The organism is Methylocystis suflitae (assembly GCF_024448135.1).
Lineage (GTDB): Bacteria > Pseudomonadota > Alphaproteobacteria > Rhizobiales > Beijerinckiaceae > Methylocystis > Methylocystis suflitae.
Map to the genome: position 1 here is coordinate 1 of NZ_JAMRYX010000037.1, position 345 is coordinate 345.

Annotated in this window: 1 rRNA gene; it reads right to left on the reverse strand. The window is 51.3% G+C overall.

Annotated features, from left to right (window positions below):
- Positions 1 to 91: 91 nt before the first annotated feature.
- A 23S ribosomal RNA gene (locus NEI07_RS02710) occupies positions 92 to 345 on the reverse strand; the annotation flags it as partial.

The window sequence follows — 345 nt, forward strand, 5'->3', positions numbered from 1 at the left end:
ATCAAACACATAACAAAGTCATTGTTGTTATGCGGTTCTCGACCGTACATCGAGAACCACTCAGTGGACGCGTAGCACCAACAAACGGTGTGTTATCAAGTCATCGGCTTATTAGTACCAGTCAGCTGCATGCATTACTGCACTTCCACATCTGGCCTATCAACCCAGTAGTCTGGCTGGGAGCCTCTCACCCGAAGGTATGGAAATCTCATCTTGAGGCCGGCTTCCCGCTTAGATGCTTTCAGCGGTTATCCATCCCGAACGTAGCTAATCAGCGGTGCTCCTGGCGGAACAACTGACACACCAGAGGTTCGTCCAACCCGGTCCTCTCGTACTAGGGTCAGA